This is a genomic window from Ruficoccus amylovorans (assembly GCF_014230085.1).
Classification (GTDB): Bacteria; Verrucomicrobiota; Verrucomicrobiia; order Opitutales; family Cerasicoccaceae; genus Ruficoccus; species Ruficoccus amylovorans.
In genome coordinates this window covers 222,126-239,501 of record NZ_JACHVB010000014.1, presented here as the reverse complement: position 1 = coordinate 239,501, position 17,376 = coordinate 222,126, and the positions used below count along the sequence as shown (strand labels likewise).

Here is a 17,376-nt window from a genome sequence, read left to right as displayed (position 1 = left end):
CTCGTTGTCATGATACTTCGATACACCTGCCTGTGCCTGTGGCCGCTACTTTGCGTACTCTCGACTCTCCTCCACGCCCAGACCCCCAGCACGCCAGCCTTCCGACTGGGCACACTGGCCGACGGCCTCAGCGGGGCCTATTATCAGTCCCCCAAAACCGGCGGCCCCTACTACCTGAAAATCCGGCCCGGCTTTCTCAGCGGGCCCTACGCTTACCAGCCCGGACGCCCCTTCGCCATTTCGCAAAAAGACGGGCAAGGGCTCGAACAAACGCTGGCCCTGGTCAACATCCCTCCCGGCATCGAGCATCCGCTGGTGATGCTTTTTCCCGGCCCGGTAAAAGGCCCCAATGATACCGTCCTGCCCTACGGGACATTTGTCCTCAATGACTCCGCCCAAGTCGCTCCCTTGGGCAGCGTGCGCTTCGTCAATGCGTCCAGGTACCCGGTCGCCGTCAGCGTACAGGAGCAGCCCATCGAGGTCATGCACCCCGGTCAGGAAAGGGTGCAGACCATCCGGCCCTCCGCCAGCAGAGAAGATGACACCAGCATCTACGCTACACTGAAACTGGCCTACCAGTCCCCGCAGGACCAGCAATGGTACCGTTTTGGCGGGTCAGAATTCCCTATGGCCGCTGACGCGCGCTACTACGTGTTTTTACGTCCGAAGCTCGGCGACGACAGCATCCTCGACCCCCGCCCGGTCCTCCTGATACGCGACCGGGCAGCCCGGATTCCCTGACCCCGCCGAGCCATACCTCGTGTGGTGTTACCGAGGTCCTTGGCATAAATACTAAGGGCTCAGCCCCCTCGGCCTTCGCTACAAAATTACTGAGCGAGCTGGCCGAGCGCAGCGAACAGGGCGCGGAGCCGGGCCGGATCTTTGACGCCGGGGGAGCTTTCGACACCGCTGTTGACGTCGATCATGGTCGCGCCGCTTTGGCGGACGGCTTCGGCGACATTCTCCGGACTCAGGCCACCGGCGAGCACCCAGCGCTTGTGCTGGTAGAGCGTGGACAGATCCGCGAAGCGCCCCCAGTCGCCCGTCTGGCCGCTGCCGCCGTAAACAGCCTTGCTGTGGGCGTCGAGCACCACGGTGTCGGCAAACTCCAGGATCGGCTGCGGGAAGTCCTCCTCCACTGGCAGGCGCGGGGCCAGCCAGAGCGCTTCGGGCCCGACAATCCCCGACCAGGCCGCCACCGTGGCCAGACTCAGATCGAGGTCGAAGTGCAGTTGAAAGGCATCGAAGCCGAGGTCAGCGAAGTTTTCCAACTCGTCCGTCCCGGTGGCGACATCGACAAACACCCGTTTGCCCGCCGGGATGCGGTTGCACAGGTCGCGCGCCTGCTCCAGCGTGACCGCACGGGGCGATTTCGCGTAGCAGATCATGCCGATATAGTCCGCGCCCAGTTCGAGCGCGAGCTCGGCATCCGCCCAGCGGGTGATACCGCAAACCTTGACTGTGAGTCCGTTGATCACCCCACCACCCTGCATCAGTTTTACGCTCCCGGCAAGGCCGGACAACACCGCCGGGGCACCAACTGCCCGCCCGCAAAAAAAAGACCCGTGCGGAATAGTATCCGCACAGGCCCGAAAGAGTTTGGGTTTGGAGGTAGGAGCGAATTAGTCGCCGAAACCGTCCTGGTAGCCGCCACGGCCGCCACGACGATCACGCCCGCCGCGATGGCCGCCACCACCGCCGCCGCCGCCGAAGCCGCCGCCACCGCGCTTAAAACCGCCCGGTTTGCGGAAGCCACCGCCGCCGCCGCCGCCACCGAAACCACCACCGCCGCCGCCGAAATCACGGCGGGGGGCACGTTCCTCGCGCGGGCGAGCTTCATTGACTTTCATGGGTCGGCCGTTGAGCTCAGCGCCGTTGAGTTCGGCGATGGCATTCTGGCCTGCTTCGTTATCGTTCATGGTCACGAAGGCGAAGCCCTTGGAGCGGCCCGTTTCGTGGTCCATGATGATCTTGACCTTTTCGACTTCACCGTAAGCGGCGAAGGCATCCTGGAGCGTCTGCTCGTCTAGTTCATAGGGGAGGTTCCCCACGTAGATGTCCATTGTATTACCTTTGGCGTCTAGCCCTTAAATGAATGCCCGGGTTGAGGGATTCGAAGCCCGTCCATCCATTATTGATTCATGTGAGCCGCCATTCGTTATAGCATGGGCGCTAATTAGCAATAGCAAATTTTAGAATGTTAAGCCCTTTTCATCCCTGTGGCGGGGCAAATACCCACTGCCATCACGTGATAAGACCTGGCAGCCGACACGAAAAACACCCACCGTCCGGGCTTGGACGGTGGGTGGGAAATAATTGGCCCGAAAGCCGCCAATGAGCTTGTTCTTTCGACAGTTGCCCTGAACTCAGCCGTTTTTGTCCTTGGTGGCGTTGGCGGCCAGCGGGGCGGACGGCGCGGCCTGCTCGCTCATTTCCACCCAGTCGGCCATGATGCGGAGGGCTTCACGCAAGTGGATGTCAAAGTCGGGCAAGTCTTCCTCTTCGTCAACCTCCACACGGACGGTTTCGCTCTCGCCGTCCTTGGTCTTGAACACCTGCACCTCAACATCTTCCTTCACTTGCGCGTCCGGATCGAAGGTTTCCTTTGGCGTGTAAACGGTTTTGGCGGCGGATTCGAGGCTCTCGATTTCGAGCTTCGACTTCGGGTTAAACTCAGCCACAGCCGGGGTCTCGGAAGCATCTCCGGCGTCAACCGTCTTGGGGGCGGCGTCGTTGAGCGGTTCAGCGGCCTTCTCGGCTCCTTTAGCCGGGGTGCTTTCCGCCTGAGCGGCCTCCTGGGCGTCACGCTCGGCGATTTCGGCCAGGTAGGCCTCGTGCTCGGCGTTCTGCTCCTCGGTCACTTTTAGCAGGACCGATTCGGAGGGGAAATTGAGCGAGGCAAGTTCGCGCAGGCCCTTCTTCATCTTTTGCTGGAAAAGCTCGTCTTCCTTGCGCAGGGCGAGGCGTTCGCTGAGGTTGAGCGAATAGTCCTTTTGCTCGCGGCGTTTTTTCACCCAGTCGATGTTGTCGTTGAGGTAGGTGAACTCCTCCAGCGCGCCCTGCCGGTCCATGCTGCGCTGGCGCAGGTCGTCGAGCAGCGCGGGGCTGATGGGCTCGCCCTCGGGTGTGAAATCGATGCTGTAGCTCCACTCCATGCCGGGGATGGAGTCCCAGGCCATGGCGTTGGGCAGGTCGTCCTCGCCGATGGGCAGGAGCATGTTGGCCGAGGGCAGCACGATGTCGGAGCGCACGCCCTTGATCTGGGTCGAGGTGCCGTCGGGCAGATAGTACTTCTGGACCGTGACCTTGGCCGCGCCGCGGCGGGGCTTGACCGAGGAGAGGAAGTTCGAGCGGTTCATCTCGAAAATCGCCTGCACCGTGCCTTTGCCGTGGGTTTCTTCGTCACCGACGATGATGGCGCGGTTGTGGTTTTTGAGGGCACCGGCCACGATCTCGGAGGCCGAGGCGCTGAAGCGCGAAACCAGCACGATGAGCGGCCCGTCCCAGGCCACCATTCCGTTGTCGTCCACGCGGCCCTGCACCTGACCCATGATGTCGCGCACCTGCACGACGGGGCCGTCGGGGATAAAGAGTCCGGTCAGGCCGATGGCCTCGGTCAGGAGACCGCCGCCGTTGCGGCGCAGGTCGAGCACGAGGCCCTTCACGCCCATGTCCTTGAGCTTGCCGATGAGTTCCTCCACGTCGCCGGTTGTGCTCGGCTCATCGGAGGACGGGTCGCCCGAGCCGTAGAAGGCGGGCAGCTCGATCACCCCGATGGGAACCGTGGTGTTGCCCGCAGGCACGTCAAAGACTTCGGCGCTGGCGAGGTTGGCGGTCAGCTTGATCTCGTCACGCACGAGGTTGACGGTCTTGCGGTCCGAGGGGTCGCCCTTGGCCGGACGCACCAGCAGGCGCACCAGCGTGCCCTCCTTGCCCCGGATCAGCTTGACGATCTTGGTCAGCTTCATGCCGACCACATCGACGAATTCCCCGTCCTTGCCCTGGGCCACGGCCAGGATGCGGTCCTCGGGGTCAAGCTCGCGGCTGCGCTCGGCGGGGCCACCGGGGAGTAGCTCCTTGATCGTGCAGTAGCCTTCGTTGTCCTGCAGGACGGCACCGATGCCGACCAGCGAGTTACGCATGGCGATGGAAAATTCCTCCAGCGAGTTAGCCGAAAAATAGGTCGAATGCGGGTCGTACATGTGGGTCAGCGCGGTGAGGAAAATCTCCTGCACGTCACTGGCCTCCAGTTCGGTGACGGATTTTTCCATGCGCTCGTACTGCTTGCGGATGACGTCGCGGGCCTCGGTCAGCATTTCCGGGGTGATCTCGGGCACGACAACTTCCTCGGCTGCCACGACAACCTCGGCGGCGGCGGTGGCATCGACTTTTTCCTTCACCGCCTCGTCCACGGCGACCTCGTCGTTGTCGATCTCGCTCAGGATCTGGTCCAGCACCTGATACTCGATCCGCTTCTCCCACAGGGCGTTGGCCTCGGCCTCGGTGGCGGGCCACTCGGTCTTCGAGCGGTCGGGGGCGTAGGTGCTCTCGCTGGTGAAGTTAAAGTCCTGCTGGAGGCGCTCCTGCACCCAGGCGGCGCGGGCGATGACGCGGTCGCGGTAGTCCTCGAAGATCACGAAGGCCGGATAGAGCCGTCCGCGCTCCAGAAAGAGGTACAGGCTCGGGCCGAAGCGGGCTTCGTAGTCGTTGATCTCGCTCTGGAGGAAAAAGAGGTGCTGCGGATCGAGGTCCTGGATGTAGGACTTGATGAAGCCCTCGCTGTCGAGCTTGCTCAGCGGCTGGTTCAGGTAGTGCTGGGTTTCGAGGCACTGGATCAGGTAGCGGGTTTCCTCCCGCATGGTGCCGGTGGTCTCGAAGGGCGCGCTGTTGAGCTTCTCGGCCTGGGCGAGCGCCCCCCCCGCGAGGAACACGAACAGGGCGAGGCTGATGGATCTGGCAAATTTCATGGTTGAGTCAGAGAGGTTGGAGATTACTCGCGCGGAGTTTTAAGAGCATATTCGGGTATCGGAATTTGTCGAACGCTATTTACATTTCGAAAAGGCGGCTAAAATGCCCCCGCACCCGGGCCATGCGGCGCGACAGGTCGGCCCGGAGCCCCGCGAAGTCCCCGTAGCCCATCCAGTGCGCGAGCGAACGCCGCTCAACCTCTCCCTCCGGCAGGCGGGAGACACCGGTAAAATCGACGCGTCGCAGGTTCAGTTCAATCATGCGCAAAAAGCCGTGGTCTTCGAGCAGGTCTTCGGCCACCGCCTTATCCAGACAACCGATTCGGGCCGCGGTTCGCAGAATTTTGCGCGTATCGGTGCGGCGGAGGGCGGTTTCGGCCCGTCCGCACGTCATCTGGAGCCACTGGGCCGCGAAATCAACGTCCACCAGCCCGCCGGGGCCGGTCTTGTAGGCGGATGCCGCCTCCGGGGCGGCGGTGGCTTCGATACGGGCGCGCATGTCCAGGAAATCTGCCGCCTGCGGCGGCGCCCCGGCGTAGAGAAGTTCGTCCCGCTGGCGCTCGAAATCGGCCAGCAGGTCCGGGTTTCCCGCCACCGGGCGGCAACGGCATAAAAGCTGCCGCTCCCAGGCTTGAGCCCCGGCCCCGGCGTGATATTCCCGAAAAGCTTCCGGCGTCACCACCAGCGGGCCGTCCTGCCCGTGGGGCCGCAAACGCTGATCCACCTCGAAAACCGGCCCCAGCGGAGTCCGGTAGCCCAGCAGGCGGGTCAGCGCGCGGGCTTTTTCTCCCTGCCGGGTGAGGTTTTTACGGCTCCCCCAGACCATGAGGTCAAGGTCCGAGCCGGGGGTCAAGGCCCCGCCGCCAAACTTTCCCGCCGCGATCACAGCCAACTCGCCCTCGGGGTCCGCCTCAGCCAGCGCAGCCTCCACCGCGACATCGGCCAGCGCGGCCAGGCTGCGGGTCGTTTTTTCCAGAGGAAGGTCATAGAGCAGCTCTCCCATCGCGAGCCGGACCTGCTCAGCCTTGACGTAGAGCCACAGCAAACGCGGAAAATCCTCCCCGCGCGGCAGCAGGCCGACTTCGCGGCGCAACTCGTCCCGGTTTTTCCGCCGCCGGGGCGCCTCGGCCATGAGTTCGTCCACCATCTCCGGGTGGCGGCAAAAAAGCGTAAAGATGAAGTTGCTGCGATCGAACAGCAGGCAGAGCGTGCGCAAGAGACCGGGATTGCCGCCGGCCTGGAAAAACTGGCGTCGCGAGCCGTACTGCTCCGCGAAGTCCCCCACCCGCTCCAGCGTCCGCAAGGGCCGGGCCAGGCGCGGAAGCAGGTCGTCCCAGTGCTGTGAGAGATCGAGAAAGGCCCGCACCTGGTCCCGGGTGATCAGAAACTGCGCGTCTCCGAGGACAAAGTGCCGCAGCCGGGCCGGGATGTCCTCCGCCCGGGGGAACCACTGCTGAAGGCAGCTACGGACAAAGGGTTCGGGCTCTTGCCCCGCCAAAAAAGCGCTCCACGCCTCCAGCCGGTGCTCGTCCAGCGGGGTGACAAAGCGGTCCGCGAACAGCGCATGCACGCGTTCCCGCCGCCGGTCCAGCTCGTCCAGAAAATGTACCCAGTCTGCGAACCCAAGGCTAAGAGCCAAGGCTTCGCGCTGGCCGGAGTTCTCGGGCAGGAGGTGGGCGGGCGCATCCGCCCGCATTTGCAGGCGGTTCTCCACCATTCTCAGAAAACGGTAGGCCTCGGTCAGCTCCCCGGCCTCGGCGGGCGGCAGCAGCCCGTAACGGGCGAGCTGGCCGAGAGCCTCCAGCGTCGAACCGCTTTGGAGAAAAGGGTTGCGGCCGCCTTCGAGCAGTTGCAGGGCCTGCACCGGGTACTCGATTTCACGGATACCGCCGGGACCGGACTTGATGTCGGCGGCCAGACGGGCCTCGCCGACCACTTCACGCTCGGTGCGGGCCTTGAGCCCGGCGACTTCGGAGACGAGGTTGCCGGTCAGGCTGCGCGGATAGCGGAAGGGGTTCAGCTCTTCGAGAATCTCCCCGGCCAGCGCCCGGTCCCCGGCCACGGGGCGAGCCTTGATCCAGGCCATGCGCTCCCAGAGCTGCCCCGCGCTCCAATAGTAGCCGGTGAGCGCGGCAAAGGTCCGCACCAGCGGTCCGGTCTCGCCCTCGGGGCGCAGCCGCAGGTCGATCCGGTAGAGCTGCCCCTCGGGCGCATTCTGGCTCAGGCGGGCCGACAGGTCGCGAAAAAACCGGTCAAAGAATTGCCGACTGTCCCAGCGGCCCGGCCCGCCTTCGCAGGGGCCGTGCCCGTCCACGACGTAAACCAGGTCGAGGTCGGAGCAAAAGTTCAACTCGCCCCCGCCGAACTTCCCCAGCGCCATCACGCACCAGCGGGCGGGCTGCCCGGTCTCCTCGTTAAAAGGCGTGCCGTGCCGGGCCGTCAACTCGGCCCAGAGCCAGCCGCAGAGCCTGCGCAGGCAAAACTCGGCCAGCAGGGTCATTTCCCGCAGCGAGGTATCGACCGGGGCCAGCCCGGCGATCTCGCGGGCGGCGACCCGCAGGGAAACCCGCTGGCGCAACTGTTGCAAGGTGCCCAGCGCGGCCTCGGAACACACCTGCGGCTCCTGCGGGGCCAGTTCCGCCCAGAGTTTTTCCAGGTCAGCCGTGTCCCAGTCGCGCCCCTGCGCCAGTTCACGGTCCAGCCATTCGCGCTCCGGCGGGAAACGCTCCAGACGCCGGGCAAAGTGCGGGGACCACGCCCGAAGCCGTTGCAGCCACGATTCCGACATTTTTTATGTAGCTACCAGTTCCGGACGGCTTCGACAAGATAAGCCTGACATCGCCGCCCGCAAAAAGAAGGGAAAGAGGATTGCCCGCGAAGACACGCGAAGAGGCGCGAAGTTTATATCTCATCTCACCCATTCTGATACCGTAAAAAGGATTAACAGGAAGGCCGGGAAGCAAGGGAAGAAAAGCCGGAGGTCTTGCTTACCGTTCTTTCCGGCCTTCCTGTTAAATCTCTTTCTTTATCAAAAACGGTCTCATTTCGGTTTAGAAACGGTGTGATAGAAAGGTGGACTTCGCGTGTCTTCGCGGGCAATTCCCTTCTATTTTTTCATCAAAAAAGGCGGCCCCGCAAGAGGCCGCCTTTGGCGATAAAAAAACGAAACAGGCCAACTGCTCAGCCCGCCCACCAACGCGGACCGGCTCAGGCCAACGCGGACTGACGGTGCAGTTCCTCGGCGATCTGGACGGCGTTGAGCGCCGCCCCCTTCCAGAGCTGGTCGCCGACGACCCAGAGGGCCAGGCCATTGTCGAGCGCGGAGTCGATACGCAGGCGTCCCACCCCGCATTTTTCCTTGCCCGAGTAGTCCAGGGGCATCGGGTAACGGTTGTGGGCAGGGTCGTCACACAGCTCGGCACCGGCGAAACCGGCGATGGCTTCGCGGGCCTTGGCCAGGTCCACGGGGCGCTCGAACTCGGCGTTGATCGCGATGCTGTGGGCCCGCAGGACCGGCACGCGCACGCAGGTCGTGGAGGCGCGCAGACTTTCCAGGCCGAGGATTTTGCGGCACTCGTTGAGCATCTTGTGCTCCTCCTTGGTGTAGCCGTCCTCGTAGAAGACATCGACGTGCGGGAGCACGTTGAAGGCGATCTGGTGCGGGAACTTCTCGACCTTCAACGGCTCGTCCTTGGCCCAGGCGTGAAGCTGGTCAACCAACTCCTGCATGGCGGACGCGCCCGCGCCGGAAACGGCCTGATAGGTCGCGGCGGTAAAGCGCTTCAGCCCGAAAGCCTCATGCAGCGGGTACAGGCCCATCAACGCGACGGCGGTCGAGCAGTTCGGGTTGGCGATGATGCCCTTGTGCTCGCGCATGGCATGGGCGTTGACTTCGGGCACGACGAGCGGCACATCCGCGTCCATGCGGAAGGCCGAGCTGTTATCCACCACCACGCAGCCACGCTTGGCCGCTTCGGGGCCGAGTTCCTTCGAGGTCGAGGCTCCGGCGCTGAAAATCGCGACATCCAGCCCGTCAAAGGCGGAGGCCACGGCTTCCTCGACGACCCAGGACTTGTCTTCCCAGGTGATGGTCTTCCCGGTCGAACGCTTGGACGCAAGCAGCGTCAGGGACTCCATCGGGAAATTCCGACGATGGAGCAGTTCGATCAGTTCTTGACCAACGGCGCCGGTGGCGCCGACAATGCCGACTCGATAGCTCATGGTGGTTTTTAACGGTTATTCTAGTATCTTAGCCAGGTGTGCCCGGCTGTCAATTGAACCGACACAGCATGCGATTCATGTCAGTCTTGGCGAGAAGAAACTGAGGCACTTCCTCAATGGCGCTCTCGTGCGCACCTACGACACCGCCTTCGGGATCAACCCGCCCTCGTGTGTGGAAAACTCGCTCGGCACGCCGACCGGGCTGCACTTTATTGACGAGAAAATCGGCGACGGCGCCCCCGAGGGCATGGTCTTCATCGGCCGCATCCCCACCGGCAAGCGCTACTGGGAGTACGGCCCCGAGGAAAAACGCAACTTCGTCACCACGCGCATTCTGTGGCTGCGCGGACTCGAACCGGGCCACAACGCCGGACCCGGCTGCGACAGCCACGACCGCTACATCTACATCCACGGCACCAATCTGGAGGCCGACTTCGCCAACGCCCGCAGCCACGGCTGCGTCCTCCTGCGCAACGCCGAGATGATCGACTTCTACAACGCCGTCCCCTCCGGCACCCTCGTCCTCATCGAGTAAGGCGCATGCCCACACTGGACAATCAGTCTAAACCATCAATCTCCCCCTAACTCTCAAACCTTCAAACTCTCAAACTCTTAACCAGCTTCGTCGTCTATATGCGCTTGCCGAGCGCCGGAAGCGGGTCTTAGTCTCGCGGGATGAAAATGACACGCCTGCTGCCCCTTTTGTCCGCCCTTCCCCTGCTCTGCCTGCTGTCCGCCTGCGACAGTAAAACCGCCCAGGAGGCCGAAAAGGAGTACACCGCCCCGATGGCCGAGGGAATCGCGAAAATGGAAAACCAGATGCCGAGCAGAGGCCTGGAAAGCGGCAATGTCGAAATCATGGCTGAGCAAGTCATCGGGTTGACCTTGCAGGTCCCCTCCCCGGCCTGGAGCCTGAAAATCGACGAGGTCTGGGTCGTCGGGCAGGAGATGTGGGCCATAGCCAGCCTGAGCCAGAGCGACAGCATGGCCGCGCAGGTCATCACCGCCGCCAAGGCCACCGCCACGATCAAAAACGTCCCGAAACTGCCCGTCACCTACTACGTGGTCGGCAAGACCTTCGATTGGGAAAAGGCCGGCCCGAACGTCAAGTTCATCAAGTCCAAACAGGAAATCCAGGACGGTCTTGACGCGGGCGAACAGATTTACCCGCGCCCCTAAACTCAGTACCACCCCCTTCATTGTCCTGTGCGACCACGCACCTTGATCCGTCCTTCCTTGCCAAAGCAGGAACCAGCGGTGATGCTGCGGGGCGATGATCGGATTTCGTGAAGGCGGGGGAAGCCCGTTGCCCTCGACTCCGCCGGCCGTGGAGCTGGCGGACCGGGTGTTCGCGCCCACAGGCTGGCTCGCCCGGCGGCTCGGGCTGGAGCATCGTCCGCAGCAGGAGGCCATGGCCCAGGCCGTCGCCCGCGCGATGGCCACCGACACGCCGCTGGTTTTCGAGGCCGGGACGGGCGTCGGCAAAAGCCTCGCCTACCTCGTGCCCGGCATCCTCCAGGCCGTCTCCGAAAAACGCCCGCTGCTCGTCTCCTCGCACACCATCGCGCTCCAGCAGCAGTTGAAAAACCACGACATCCCGCTCGTGCGCCGCCTCTTCGATCAGGTGCCGGAGCTGGAGCCGTTCCGGGGCTTCCGGGTCGCGCTCATGGTCGGACGCGGTAACTACCTGTGCGGACACCGCCTGGCGCGGGCCATTCAGACCCGTGGCGACCTCTTTAACAAGATCGAGGCCGAGGAACTGGAACGCATCTGCGAATGGTCCACCCAGACCAAAACCGGGCTGCGCGAGGAACTCGCCCCGGCCCCCTCCCCCGAAGTCTGGGAGTGGGTCAACGCCGACGGCTCCTCCTGCAACTCCAAAAACTGCTCACCGGAAACCTGCTTCTACCGCCGGGCGCTGGCCGAGCGGGCGCAGGCGCAGGTCGTCATCGTCAACCACAGCCTGCTTTTCAGCCTCATCAGCGCCGGTCTTTCCCCGGCCGGAGGCGCGCGCGGTGTGCTCTTTCCGGACGACTTCCTCGTGCTCGACGAGGCGCACACCGTGCCCGAAATCGCCACCAACCACTGCGGGCTCAACATCAGCTCCTACGCCATCGAGCGGGCCCTGAAAATCCTCTACAACCCGAAGACGAAAAAGGGCCTGCTCTCGCGTCTGGCCCAGCGTGCCGACCAGGAAAGCGTGGTCCGAGCCATCAGCGCGAGCGAATCGTTTTTCAACGCCATCCGCCGCCAATACCTCGACAAGCGCGACGTGCTGCGCCTGCTCAAACCAGACTGGACCGATCCGCTCCTGCACCGCCCGCTGGGCACCGTCACCGGGATGCTCAAGCGCCTCCGTCAGGACATCACCGACGAAGGCACGCAACAGGAATTGACCGACCACGCCCAGCGTCTCGACGCCTACCTCAAGGGCATCACCCACTGCCTCACACTTCAGGACGAGGGCGAGGTTTACTGGCTGGAGAAGACCGGACGCCGACGCCAGATCGTCACCCTGCGCACGGCCCCCGTCGATGTGGCCGAGTTTTTGCGCGAAACGCTTTTTGAAAAAGACACTTCCATCACCCTGGCCAGCGCTACCCTGACCAGCGGGCGCACGATGGCCCCGTTTCTCCGCCGCACCGGGGCCGAGGGGGAGGAAACCGGCATCGAGGCCTCGCCCTTCGACTACGAGAACCACGTCGAAATCGCCATCGCCGAGGACGCTCCCGGACCGGACCGCACGAGCAACCGGCTCGATATTTCCTACCTGGCTGAGATGATCGGCTTTTGCTCCCTGCGAACCGAGGGCGGCACACTGGGCCTCTTTACCAGCTACGCCGACCTCAACCGCGTGGCCACGCAACTGGCCCCCGTGCTCGAAAAAGCGGGCCGCCCGCTCCTGTGGCAAGGCATGGGTCTCTCGCGCTCCGAGTTGAAGAACCGTTTCGTCGAGGCGGGCAACGCCGTGCTCCTGGGCACGGAGAGCTTCTGGACGGGCTTCGATGTGCCCGGCCCGGCGCTCTCGCAAGTCGTCATCACGCGCCTGCCGTTCGAGATCCCCACCCACCCGGTGGCCGAGGCACGCGCCGAGTGGATCCGTAAGCGCGGCGGCAACCCCTTCGCCGAGATGACCCTGCCCGAGGCCGTCATCCAGTTCCGGCAGGGCATCGGACGGCTCATCCGCAAGCAGGACGACAGGGGCCGCATCGTCATCCTCGACTCGCGCATCCTGCAAAAAGAGTACGGGCGGCACTTCATCGAGGCCCTGCCCAAGCGCCACTTCACCCGCTTCAACCGCCACGACCGCGAAGGCATATTCGGGCCTTCTTAAAAGAAGTTGTCGCCGCCGCTTCCGACAAAAAAAAGGGAACCGCACGGGTTCCCTTTTTTGTAGTGAAAAACCATGACAGGCGCATGCGCCTGCGCGGATGGCGACTTAGCGCAACTGCTTGAAGAAGTCGTTGCCCTTGTCGTCCACCAGGATGAAGGCCGGGAAGTCTTCGACCTCGATTTTCCAGACGGCTTCCATACCCAGTTCCGGGTATTCGAGCAGTTCGACTTTCTTGATGTTGTCCTTGGCCAGGATGGCGGCGGGGCCACCGATGGAGCCGAGGTAGAAGCCGCCGTGCTTCTTGCACGCGTCGGTCACCTGCTGGCTACGGTTGCCCTTGGCGATCATGACCATGGAGCCGCCCGCGGCCTGGAAAATATCCACGTAGCTGTCCATGCGACCGGCGGTCGTCGGGCCGAAGGAGCCGGAGGCGTAGCCCGTCGGAGTCTTGGCCGGACCGGCATAGTAAACCGGGTGGTTCTTGAGATACTCCGGCAGCCCTTCCCCGGCGTCGAGACGCTCCTTGAGCTTGGCATGGGCGATGTCGCGGGCCACCACAATCGTGCCCGAGAGCGAGAGCCGGGTCGTCACCGGGTACTTGCTCAGTTCGGCCAGGATCTCGGGCATCGGGCGGTTAAGGTCGATCTTGATCGCCTTTTCCGAGGTATTGATCTGGCGGAATTCTTCGGGGATGTACTGGCCCGGATCGTCCTCCAGTTTTTCGAGGAAGATGCCGTCACGGGTGATCTTGCCCTTGACGTTGCGGTCCGCCGAGCAGGACACGCCGAGCCCGACCGGGCACGAGGCCCCGTGGCGCGGCAGGCGGATCACCCGCACGTCGAGCGCGAAGTTCGCGCCGCCGAACTGCGCACCGATCCCGCTCTCGCGGGCGCGCTGGAGCAGGAGCTTTTCAAACTCCACGTCGCGGAAGCCCTGCCCGTAGTCGTTGCCCTCGGTGGGGAGCGCGTCGAGGTACTTGGTCGAGGCGAGCTTGACCGTCTTCAGGCACATCTCGGCGGAGGTACCGCCGATGACGAAGGCCAGGTGGTACGGCGGGCACGCGGCGGTGCCGAGCGAGGCCATTTTCTCGATGCAGAACTTTTCGAGCGACTTGGGGTTCAGGAGCGCCTTGGTCTCCTGGTAAAGGTAGGTCTTGTTAGCCGAGCCGCCGCCCTTGGCCACGAAGAGGAACTTGTACGCCTCGCCCTCAGTCGCGTAGAGGTCGATCTGCGCGGGCAGGTTGCAGCCGGTGTTCTTCTCCTTGTACATGTCCAGCGGGACAGTCTGGGAGTAGCGCAAGTTCTCCTGCGTGTAGGTGTCGTAAACGCCTTTGCTCAGCGCGGCCTCGTCGCTGCCGCCGGTCCAGACCTGCTGGCCTTTTTTGCCGACGATGGTCGCGGTGCCGGTATCCTGGCAGAAAGGCAGCACGCCGTGCGCGGCGACCTCAGCGTTGCGGAGCATGGTGAGCGCGACCATGCGGTCGTTTTCGCTCGCCTCGGGGTCATCGAGAATCGCGGCCACCTGCTTGAGGTGCGCCGGGCGCAGCTTGAAGCTCACTTCCCGAAATGCCTCGCGGGCCAGGAACTCGAGCGCCGACGGCTCTACCTTGAGCACTTCGCGCCCCTCGAAGGACACAGTCGAAACCCCTTCCTTGCTCAGGAGGCGGTATTCGGTCTTGTCCTCGCCCAGCGGCAGGACCTCTTGATATACGAATTCAGGCGTTGGCATTAGTCAGTCTTCCTCAATAAGATTAGCACGTCATCCAATGGCGAAGGCCCCTTTATGTCAAGAGATACTAATAGAAGCCAAACTTATTCTGAAGACTTCAACATTACACTACCGCCACCGGCGCCCTCGGCCACAAATGGCAGAAAGTTAATAATTTAGCTTGCACCCGGCGTGCGGACCTGCACTATCCGCGACTTGCATTTTGGTGGTAGCGAATTCCTTTGAATCGTGGCTGCCATCCCCTGATTCGGTCCAGACGGTGAGCGGTTGGTTTCGGGTTTATCTAAATAGTCCTCATCGAGCCCATGTGCAGCGGCGTCATAGCTGCCCCCAACAACCATGTCCGAATCCTCATTTGAGGCGCTTCCTCTCGCAGCGCCCCTTCACCGCGCTTTGTCCGAAAAGGGCTACACGACGCCTTCGCCCATCCAGGCGGCGGCCATTCCCGTCCTTCTCGAAGGCCACGACCTGCTGGCCTGTGCGCAGACCGGTACCGGCAAGACCGCAGCCTTCGCGCTGCCGATGCTGGACCGGCTGTCCAAGATGAAGTCACGCCCGCAACCCTACAGCGTGCGCACGCTCGTGCTCACTCCCACCCGGGAACTGGCCGTGCAGATCGCCGACAGCTTCCACACTTACGGCAAGTATCTGCGCGTGAACGTCGGGCTCGTCTACGGCGGCGTCTCCCAGCGTCCGCAGGAACGCACGCTCAAGGGCGGCCTTGACGTACTCGTGGCCACACCGGGCCGTTTGCTGGACTTGTACCAGCAGAATTGCCTCGACCTCGATCAGGTGGAAACCTTCGTCCTCGACGAAGCCGACCACATGCTCGACATGGGCTTCATCCACGACATCCGCCGCATCGCCAAGGAACTGCCGCCCAAGCGCCAGACCCTGCTTTTTTCGGCCACGATGGCCGGGCAGATCGCCGAGCTGGCCACCACCCTGCTGCGCAACCCGAAGGAAATCCGTATCGCCCCGGCGGCCACCACCGCCGAGAAGGTCGAGCAGAAGCTCTACTTCGTGCAGCACGAGCACAAGCGCACACTGCTCACGCACCTGCTCAACGAGCGTTCCGACGGCAACCCCGACGAACTGAGCCTGATCTTTACCAAGACCAAGCACGGCGCGAACCGCCTGGCCAACCAGTTGACCCACGAAGGCATCCCCGCCGACGCCATCCACGGCAACAAGACCCAGGCCGCCCGCCAGAAGGCCCTGAACCGCTTCCGCAGCGGCGAAATCCGCGTGCTGGTAGCGACCGATGTGGCCGCCCGTGGCATTGATGTCAAAGACGTGACGCTCGTCGTGAACTTCGACCTGCCGATGGAGCCCGACAGCTACGTGCACCGTATCGGGCGCACCGCCCGTGCCGGAGCCAGCGGCCTGGCCGTCTCCTTCAACAGCGCCGAGGAACTGCCCCTGCTCTTCTCAATCGAGAAGCTCATCCGGCAGAGTATCCCGGTCGAGGAGGAGCACCCCTTCCACGCCGAGCCCGTCGCCCTGCGCTACCGCAACCCGAGCAAGCGCCGCGAAGACCGCGCTCCTGCGGGACGCAAAGGCGGCTCCTTCAAAAAGCGTGGCAGCTTCCGCCAAAAGCCCTCGCGCGGCGGTAAGTCCTTCGGTGGCGGCAAGTCCTTCGGCTCGAACGGCCCCCGCAAGAAACAGCAGGCCCCGACCGGCCGCTAAGCGGACCGAGCGCAACCTTTTTTTCTCAATGCCGCGGACCAACATCCGCGGCATTTTTTTGATGTACGGATAAATCGCGGGAATTGGGCATTCCATATCCTCAGCCATGTGACCACACAAGGATGGCTCACAAAAGCCGGCAGATCGAATATCTCTGCCCGCTGGCGGGCAGGCCGCGCCTACTTGTTCATTGCGTCGAGGCGGGCCTGGAGATCCGCCCGGCGGAGGGCTTCGACGAGATCGTCGAGGTCGCCCTCCATCACCTGCGGCAGCGAAAGGCTCAGGCCGATGCGGTGATCGGTCAGACGGTTTTGCGGAAAGTTATACGTCCGGATGCGCTCGGAGCGGTCGCCAGTGCCGATCTGGCTGCGGCGGTTGGCGGCGTACTTTTCCTGTTCCTCGCGCTGCTTCTGCTCCAGCAAACGGGAGCGAAGCACGGTCAACGCCTTGGCCCGGTTCTTGTGCTGGGAGCGCTCGTCGGCGCAATAGACGGTCAGACCGGTGGGCTTGTGCGTCATCTGCACGGCCGAGTCGGTGGTGTTGACGTGCTGACCGCCCGCGCCGCTGGCGCGTGTGGTGGTGATTTCGAGGTCTTCGGTCTTGATCTCGATATCGACTTCCTCGGCCTCGGGGAGCACGGCCACGGTCGCGGTCGAGGTGTGAATGCGCCCGCTGGCCTCGGTCACTGGCACGCGCTGCACGCGGTGGACGCCGCTCTCGTACTTGAGCACCTTGTAAACGTCGTCGCCCGTGATGAGAAAGGAAATTTCCTTAAAACCGCCCGCATCGGATTCGCTCGCCCCCATTGGCTCCACGGTCCAGCCTCGCTGATCGGCGAAGCGGTGGTACATGCGCGTCAGGTCCCCGGCGAAGAGCGACGCCTCGTCCCCCCCGGCCCCGGCACGGATTTCGACAATCGTGTTGCGCGAGTCGCTCGGGTCCGGTGGCAGCATGGCCAGCAGCAGTTCGTCGCGCTTCTGAGCGACCTGCTCCTCCAGCCCGGCGATTTCCTCGGCGGCCAGTTCCTTGAGCTCTGGGTCGGTCTCGGGATCGTCGATAATGACGCGATTGCCCGCCAGGTCGGCTTCGAGCTTGTCGGCGGCATCGTAAAGGGCCACGATGCCGCTCAGCCGGGTATGCTCGCGCGAGAGCTCGGCGGCACGGCGCTGGTCGGAGAAAAAGTCCGGCTCGGCCATTTTGGCGTCGAGTTCTTCCTTGCGGTTCCTGAACGGAGCGATGTCGGGGATGCCTTCCATGGATTTTCTAAAGCCCCCCATCGCCGCAAAGCCCGCCCGCAAAGACAAGGCTAAAGATGCGGGGGCCGAATCGAAGCAGCGACGATTAAAAGAATAGATTAACCACAAAGGCGCAAAGGCACAAAGAAGTAAGAGGGAAGCTGACTTTATTGGCCACACAATCTCCCTCTGTGCTTTTTGT

Annotated in this window: 12 protein-coding genes; 5 read left to right on the top strand and 7 right to left on the bottom strand. The window is 63.4% G+C overall.

What is annotated here, in order from left to right:
* Positions 1 to 9: 9 nt before the first annotated feature.
* On the top strand, positions 10 to 741 hold the full coding sequence (locus tag H5P28_RS05465; protein ID WP_185674707.1) for a hypothetical protein: 732 nt from the start codon (positions 10 to 12) through the stop codon (positions 739 to 741).
* Positions 742 to 827: 86 nt separating this feature from the next.
* On the opposite strand, the gene H5P28_RS05460 is transcribed toward H5P28_RS05465, so the two are convergent.
* From H5P28_RS05460 to H5P28_RS05440, 5 genes are all read right to left on the bottom strand, one after another.
* Positions 828 to 1,478 (bottom strand): phosphoribosylanthranilate isomerase, encoded by a 651-nt coding sequence (locus H5P28_RS05460; protein WP_185674706.1) that lies wholly within the window; start codon positions 1,476 to 1,478, stop codon positions 828 to 830.
* Between the two features lie 144 nt (positions 1,479 to 1,622).
* Positions 1,623 to 2,063 (bottom strand): RNA recognition motif domain-containing protein, encoded by a 441-nt coding sequence (locus H5P28_RS05455; RefSeq protein WP_185674705.1) that lies wholly within the window; start codon positions 2,061 to 2,063, stop codon positions 1,623 to 1,625.
* Between the two features lie 303 nt (positions 2,064 to 2,366).
* Positions 2,367 to 4,967, bottom strand: a complete 2,601-nt coding sequence (locus H5P28_RS05450; RefSeq protein WP_185674704.1) for a carboxy terminal-processing peptidase — start codon at positions 4,965 to 4,967, stop codon at positions 2,367 to 2,369.
* 79 nt (positions 4,968 to 5,046) lie between these two features.
* Positions 5,047 to 7,755 (bottom strand): [protein-PII] uridylyltransferase family protein, encoded by a 2,709-nt coding sequence (locus tag H5P28_RS05445; protein ID WP_185674703.1) that lies wholly within the window; start codon positions 7,753 to 7,755, stop codon positions 5,047 to 5,049.
* Positions 7,756 to 8,174: 419 nt separating this feature from the next.
* A complete protein-coding gene (locus H5P28_RS05440; RefSeq protein WP_185674702.1) occupies positions 8,175 to 9,188 on the bottom strand; it encodes an aspartate-semialdehyde dehydrogenase in 1,014 nt (337 codons plus the stop codon).
* Between H5P28_RS05440 and H5P28_RS05435 the strand changes: the two genes are divergently transcribed.
* The 3 genes from H5P28_RS05435 to H5P28_RS05425 all read left to right on the top strand — a co-directional run bounded on the left by H5P28_RS05435 (position 9,187) and on the right by H5P28_RS05425 (position 12,522).
* Entirely contained in the window at positions 9,187 to 9,723 is a 537-nt protein-coding gene (locus H5P28_RS05435; protein WP_185674701.1) for a L,D-transpeptidase, read from the top strand. The genes H5P28_RS05440 and H5P28_RS05435 overlap by 2 nt on opposite strands.
* A 140-nt stretch (positions 9,724 to 9,863) precedes the next feature.
* A complete protein-coding gene (locus H5P28_RS05430) occupies positions 9,864 to 10,367 on the top strand; it encodes a hypothetical protein (RefSeq protein WP_185674700.1) in 504 nt (167 codons plus the stop codon).
* 94 nt (positions 10,368 to 10,461) lie between these two features.
* Positions 10,462 to 12,522 carry an ATP-dependent DNA helicase gene (locus tag H5P28_RS05425; RefSeq protein ID WP_185674699.1) on the top strand — a complete coding sequence of 687 codons (2,061 nt, stop codon included), beginning with the start codon at positions 10,462 to 10,464 and terminating at the stop codon, positions 12,520 to 12,522.
* 105 nt (positions 12,523 to 12,627) lie between these two features.
* Here H5P28_RS05425 and H5P28_RS05420 read toward each other — a convergent pair whose 3' ends face one another.
* Positions 12,628 to 14,250, bottom strand: coding sequence for a fumarate hydratase (locus H5P28_RS05420; protein ID WP_185674698.1), 1,623 nt, complete (start codon positions 14,248 to 14,250; stop codon positions 12,628 to 12,630).
* A 339-nt stretch (positions 14,251 to 14,589) separates the two neighbouring features.
* Here H5P28_RS05420 and H5P28_RS05415 point away from each other — a divergent pair, with 339 nt between their 5' ends.
* On the top strand, positions 14,590 to 15,939 hold the full coding sequence (locus tag H5P28_RS05415) for a DEAD/DEAH box helicase (RefSeq protein ID WP_185674697.1): 1,350 nt from the start codon (positions 14,590 to 14,592) through the stop codon (positions 15,937 to 15,939).
* A 179-nt stretch (positions 15,940 to 16,118) separates the two neighbouring features.
* Here H5P28_RS05415 and prfA read toward each other — a convergent pair whose 3' ends face one another.
* Complete coding sequence (prfA, locus tag H5P28_RS05410; protein ID WP_185674696.1) at positions 16,119 to 17,195, bottom strand: peptide chain release factor 1; 1,077 nt, start codon at positions 17,193 to 17,195, stop codon at positions 16,119 to 16,121.
* Positions 17,196 to 17,376: the final 181 nt, after the last annotated feature.